Below are 5,710 nucleotides of genomic sequence, written 5' to 3'. Positions count from 1 at the left end.
CGCGCGCCGCGCACGCGGAGTTCGTGCGCGATCCCGCGCGACCCGATCCGGTCGACGCCGTCGCGGAGTCGAACCGGGGGCGGCTGCCCGCGCTCACGCCGCTGCGCGCGGAGCGGATGGCCGCGAGCCCCTTCGCCTTCCTGCGCGGCGCGGCCGGGCTGATGGCGTACGACCTCGCGCGCACGCCCGTCACCGGCGTGGGCGCCCAACTGTGCGGCGACGCGCACGCGGCGAACTTCGGTCTCTACGGGGACGCGCGCGGCGAACTCGTCATCGATCTGAACGACTTCGACGAGACCGTGTACGGGCCCTGGGAGTGGGACGTGAAGCGGCTCGCGACCTCGCTCGTGCTGGCGGGTCGCGAGGCGGGGGCGAGCGAGGACGTGTGCGCGGACGCGGCACGCGACGCGGCCGGCGCGTACCGGCGCACGATGCGCTTGCTCGCGAAGCTCCCGGCGCTCGACGCCTGGCACGCCGTCGCGGACGAGAGCCTCGTCTCGCACGCCGACGCGAAGGACCTCGCGGGCACGCTCGCGCGCGTCGCGGCGAAGGCGCGGCGCAATACGAGCGCGCGCTTCGCGGCGCGCTCGACCGAGGCCACGCCGGACGGCGGACGGCGCTTCGTGGACGCGCCGCCCGTGCTGCGCCGCGTCGGGGACGCGGAGGCGGCGGCCGTCGTACGGGCGCTCGGCGACTGGCTCCGCACGATCGCCGAGGACCGGCTGCCCCTCCTCGCCCGCTACACGGTGCACGACGTCGCCTTCCGCGTCGTCGGCACGGGCAGTGTCGGCACGCGCTCGTACGTGGTGCTGCTCCTCGACCACCGGGGCGAGGCGCTCGTCCTCCAGGTGAAGGAGGCGCGCCCCTCGGCGCTCCTGCCGCACCTCGCGACGGCCGGTTTCCCCGCGCCGGAGCCGGTGACGCACGAGGGGCGGCGTGTGGTGCTCGGGCAGCGGCGGATGCAGGTCGTCAGCGATCACCTGCTGGGATGGACGACGATCGAGCAACGCCCGTACCAGGTACGACAGTTCAGGAACCGGAAGGGCAGCGTCGATCCCGTGTCACTGGCTCCGGCGGAGCTGGACGACTACGCGCGGATGACGGGGGCGCTGCTGGCGCGGGCCCATGCGCACACGGCTGATCCCCGGGTGATCGCCGGATACTGCGGCAAGGGCGGGGAGTTCGAGGAGGCGGTGGGGGGATTCGCCTGTGCGTACGCGGATGTGACGGAGGGGGATCACGCGCGGTTCGTGGCGGGGCGGTGAGGGGGCAAGGAGGGTAGAGGAGGGAACCGGTGTACTTCCGTCTGGCACAGTTCCCTCCTGAGTCAATTTTCTCTGCCTAGCTGAAATGCGACGAATTGTGAACGGACTTAGAGTCGCTGTTTAATAGTGTATATCTGCAGCGATAGGCGTAGGTGTACAGGAGTTCGGGAAATCCGTCGGTCTGGAAAGCAGCAGGTATTTCTTTCAGGAAGATCTCTAACGTCCCGTTTACAGACAGCGGCAGATGCTGGTCCCGGCGAGTGCGAATGGACGCTATGTGTGGTTGGCATTCACCGCACGAGCCAACCGGAGGGTTCGGTGCCAGGCGCTACGAGCCGCGCCCAGCGACTGTGAGCGTGAGCTAATCAGAGCGCGCTGGTAATGAGTCTCCACGGCCTGCCAGGTCCGTACGTACGCGACATCACGCTTGCACCGTATGTCGGCCAGAGCTGTTGCGACCTCGCGCCCGGAGGGCTTCTTTCTATAGTTGGGTGTGTCGCTCGGGAGCCATGCCCTGTCACCAGCGGCGGCGAAAGGATCCGAATAGTCGTATCCAAATTTTTTCATGCATTTACTCCACGACGCATTTGCCGCGATGGTTCGTTTGTCGTGGTTGGTTGACTGCCACGCCTCAAGATTAGATTTGTCGACTATTGGAAGTTTTCCGGACTTTTGAGCGATGTGGAGTCGACTCTGGGCTCGACCCCGGCAGCCTCCATGGCCATCCACTTTGCGTCCATTGCCGGACTCGCCGATATACAGAGCTGTCGCCTGTGGAGTCATTTTTGTTTTTCTTAGCTGCTCGGCTCTGGCACGCTGCTGAGCCTGCGTCCTGGATATGCCGGATGATGGTGGTAGTTGGTAACCGTAGTCGTGAGCAGTGGCTTTATTAGATATTCCGTACCTGCGTTCATTCGGTGAGTGCGGATTACCCAACATAGGTAGCGGCGCTGGCCACGAGAGGCCTTTGGCTTTCATGCACTCGTTCGCGAGTGCGTAGACCGCCGTATCGATTTCGTTCTGCTGACGGCTGTCAGGAACGAAGTCGTCCAGCGGCAGCACCGGCACGGTAGCGCCAGCGACTGTACGGGTCGGTAGCTCCTCGCCTCCTTCGCTACCGTGAGTGGCGGTGGGCAGATCCGTGCCTCGCGAAGTGCAGGCGGAGGCGCACAAGACGACGACCGCTAGGGACAAGGCGATCCGACCGAGAGGGAAGCGCGGCAGCTGCATGTGTCTCCGGTTCAGTTGGTTACGCTAAGACGGCATAGGCGGGTATCGGCAGATGCCCGATACCCGCCCCCCTCAGGAAAATATTCCCCAGAGTGAGATCCTCACGGGCAAGATGCATTGCTGACGAAGCAAACCGAGGACCATCCGGTGACGAAGCCTGAACCGCCGCCCCCGGCAGTGGAGATCATGGTGCCGGTGTAGTTCGCGTTGGTAAATACCTTTACCGCAGTGTCGGGATCTCGGTTCCAGAGGCTTTCGAAGGTGTTGTCGACTGCGGTGGAAGTGCCGTAATAGGTACTACCTGAAAAACTGGGCTTGCTATAGAGAGTGTCATAGATCGGACCGATGCTTTGCCCGTTGTTGGATTTGTCGTTCCCGGAGCCGTAAACGCTGTCGTAGAGGCAGACCTCCCCGCCCCCGGAAGACTCGCACTTTCCGTTGTAGGAGCCCGCATAGGCCGGTGAGCCGACGATAGCGATGATCCCTGCGACCGCAGGGATGAGGGTAAGTCGACGAATCGATCTCTTCATTTGCCCGCTATTCTTTCGTGGCCATTTGGTGAATGGCTGCCGACTGTTTTGGCGTCACTTTATATCTAAAATTAAGTCATTGAAAGTCGACGCATAAGTGATCTGCGTCACAGTGTATTGTGGGTGATTGTCCGGTAGGGGTGTGAGTGATGTGGGTGCAGAGTTGCTGGAATGTCGGCTCCGTCCTGAGTGTGAATTGGAAGTGGGATATGTGGCTTCTGTTGGCTGCTGTGTCAAATGATCTGTGGTTGTAGGGTTTGAGCGAAGTTAGTCCAGAGGGTGGTGGGTGGATGTCAACGCAGATGGTGGGGTGTTCGCATCTTTGAGGGTGGTGAGTGTTGGCCTTTGCTCGCGAAAATAACTCGGACCGAGGTGGATGGTGTCGACTGACGTTTCATTTTGGATCTTAACCAGGTATGAGCTTGTAACACGAGCATGATCAGGCTCTCTTGAGGCGCTTTCAGTAGATCGTGGGAATATCCCAACGGGACGAAGGCGTCGTGGAGTTCGATCTGTCTTCCCGTCGGATGGCGAGATTTTTGAGCTGGTGGGGAGGGCGAAGTTTCGCTCCACGACGCAGCGGAGCGCGCCCAGGCCCCTGATGTTCGGGGAGCCCTTGCGCGAGATGGCGGGCATGCTCCGGCGTTGCGGTTCACGGTGGTCGGCTCGGGAGTTGTACGCCTGTCGCCGAGCACGGCGTCGGGGCGCGTTGAGGACGGCCCGGTCTGCCGGCCACGGGCGGGATGCCGTAAACGAGGGTGAAAGCCCGGGCGACGTGGTTCTAAAGGACGGACAGGATGCCCTAGAGAGAGCCGGGGCTACACAGGCCGAGGTCGCGGAGATTGGCTCGACCACGGCGGTGGCAATGGCTCGATCGGCGGCCACAAAACATCGGCCACGATCCACGGCAGAGTACCCACACCCTCACGCACGGCCGCCGAATTCTCACATCGGTACGGCCACCCGGCAGGCTTTAACAGGGTCGTGTTACGAGTGCTTAGGAGAACGAGCATGCATATAGGGTCAAGTCGCGCATTTCGACCCGGAAACCCAAACCCTCATATCATCCGCCGCGTGACCTAGGCTGGCCTGGTGACAACCCCGGAAGACGAGTCCCCGCAGCCCGCCCCGCCGACGCCGCAGGGCGAGGGCGCCTCCCCCGCCCCGGACCCCGCCTCACCCTCCGCACCGGCTGCCGGATCGCCCGACGGGACATCCCCCGCCGGAGAAGCACCCGCCGACGGAACCCCCCGCCCCGAGGCGCGCCTGGAGCGGGCAGTGCGTGCCGCCGAACAGGCGCTCATCGAGTACGAGATCGCCGTCGAGACCTTCCGCATCGAGGTCGAGAACTTCTCCCGCCTCCACCACCAGCGCCTCGGCCCCGTCTACGCCCGCCTCGACGAACTCGACGCGCTCATCGCCGAGGCCCGCGCGGCGCGTACCGGCAGCGATGAGGACCGGCTCCAAGCCGCGCGGCTGCGCGCGGAGGCCATGCCGATGCCCGCCGTCGAGGAGCTGTTCCACGGCTGGATGGGCGCGGAGGGCCTGTGGCCCGAGGCCGCCGCGATGCTCACCGAGCAGCCCGTGCGCCCCCCGGAGCGCGTCCGGCCGAGCGAGGAGGCCCGCGCGCTCTACCGCGACCTCGTCCGCAAGGCCCACCCCGACCTCGTACAGGACGAGAAGGAACGTGCGCGGCGGGACGAGTTCATCAGCCGCGTCACCACGGCCTACGGGCGCGGCGACGAGGCCGCGCTGCGTGCGCTCGCCACCGAGTGGGAGTCGGGCCCCGCGCCCCAGCCGGCCTTCCCCAGCCGCAGCGAGGAGCTGTACGCGCGCCTGGAGTGGCTGGCGCAGCGCAAGGACGTGATCGCGGCGGTGGCGCACGAGCTGGAGGAGAGCGCGATCGGCTCGATGCTCCGCCTCGCCCCCGACGACCCGGACCGCCTGATCGAGGAGGTCGCCGAACAACTCCTCGCCCAGGTCGCCGAGAAGGAGCACGAACTGCTCCGCTGGACCTCGGGAGAGGCGCCGGGCGGCGGCGGTACGGGGGAGAGCCCGGCGGATACGGGCACGGGCACGGGTACGAGTACGGAGCAGGCCGGGCCCGCGGCGGACCCGGCGAACCCCGCGAACCCCGCCGACGCGGCGGACCCGTCCGGCTCCGGGGACGACCCCGCGTCCGGCGGCGGCCGGGTCGGGTAGCGTCTCAGCCATGCATTTCGGATCTCTGCCCAGTGTCGGTGTCGGCGAGCTGAAGGCCGACGACTTCCTCCTCGACGTCCGTGAGGACGACGAATGGCAGGCGGGTCACATCGAGGGCGCCCTGCACATCCCGATGAGCGATTTCGTCGCGCGGTACGGCGAACTCACCGAGGCCGCCCCGCAGGACGGCACGGTCAACGTCATCTGCCGCTCCGGCGGCCGTTCGGCCCAGGTCACGATGTACCTCGCCCAGCAGGGCATCGACGCCGTCAACGTCGAGGGCGGCATGCAGGCGTGGGAAGCCGCGGGCAAGCCCGTCGTCGACGACAAGGGCGCCGCCGGCTTCGTCATGTGAGCCGGCGGTGGAGCGGGAAGGGATGAGCGCGCACGACGGCACGGCGGACGACGGCATAAGCGACGACGGCGCGGCGGCCGGTGGCGCACCGGCCGCCGACGGGCCCGATTCCCCCGGTACGGACCCGG

The 5,710-nt window shown here is 66.1% G+C and carries 3 protein-coding genes and 1 pseudogene; 3 read left to right on the top strand and 1 reads right to left on the bottom strand.

Annotation, left to right across the window (positions count from 1 at the left end):
* The coding region (locus tag G3I42_RS34470; RefSeq protein WP_164291593.1) for a DUF2252 domain-containing protein at positions 1–1,265 on the top strand (1,265 nt) is incomplete at its 5' end.
* A gap of 1,331 nt (positions 1,266–2,596) precedes the next feature.
* On the opposite strand, the gene G3I42_RS34465 is transcribed toward G3I42_RS34470, so the two are convergent.
* Entirely contained in the window at positions 2,597–3,025 is a 429-nt protein-coding gene (locus tag G3I42_RS34465) for a peptidase inhibitor family I36 protein (protein WP_164291592.1), read from the bottom strand.
* A gap of 1,092 nt (positions 3,026–4,117) precedes the next feature.
* Here G3I42_RS34465 and G3I42_RS38115 point away from each other — a divergent pair.
* Together G3I42_RS38115 and G3I42_RS34455 are read left to right on the top strand one after the other, a co-directional pair.
* Positions 4,118–5,029 (top strand): annotated as a pseudogene (locus tag G3I42_RS38115) (hypothetical protein); the annotation flags it as partial.
* Positions 5,030–5,237: 208 nt separating this feature from the next.
* Positions 5,238–5,582, top strand: coding sequence for a rhodanese-like domain-containing protein (locus G3I42_RS34455; RefSeq protein ID WP_164291591.1), 345 nt, complete (start codon positions 5,238–5,240; stop codon positions 5,580–5,582).
* Positions 5,583–5,710: the final 128 nt, after the last annotated feature.

It is taken from the genome of Streptomyces sp. SID11385, from assembly GCF_010548245.1.
Lineage (GTDB): Bacteria > Actinomycetota > Actinomycetes > Streptomycetales > Streptomycetaceae > Streptomyces.
Note: the sequence above shows the minus strand (reverse complement) of the source record. Positions and strands in the feature narration are given on the sequence as shown.

Coding starts and splice junctions, on each gene's coding strand:
- G3I42_RS34465 (WP_164291592.1), bottom strand. CDS start 3,025: ATGAAGAGATCGATTCGTCGACTTACCCTCATCCCTGCGGTCGCAGGG.
- G3I42_RS34455 (WP_164291591.1), top strand. CDS start 5,238: ATGCATTTCGGATCTCTGCCCAGTGTCGGTGTCGGCGAGCTGAAGGCC.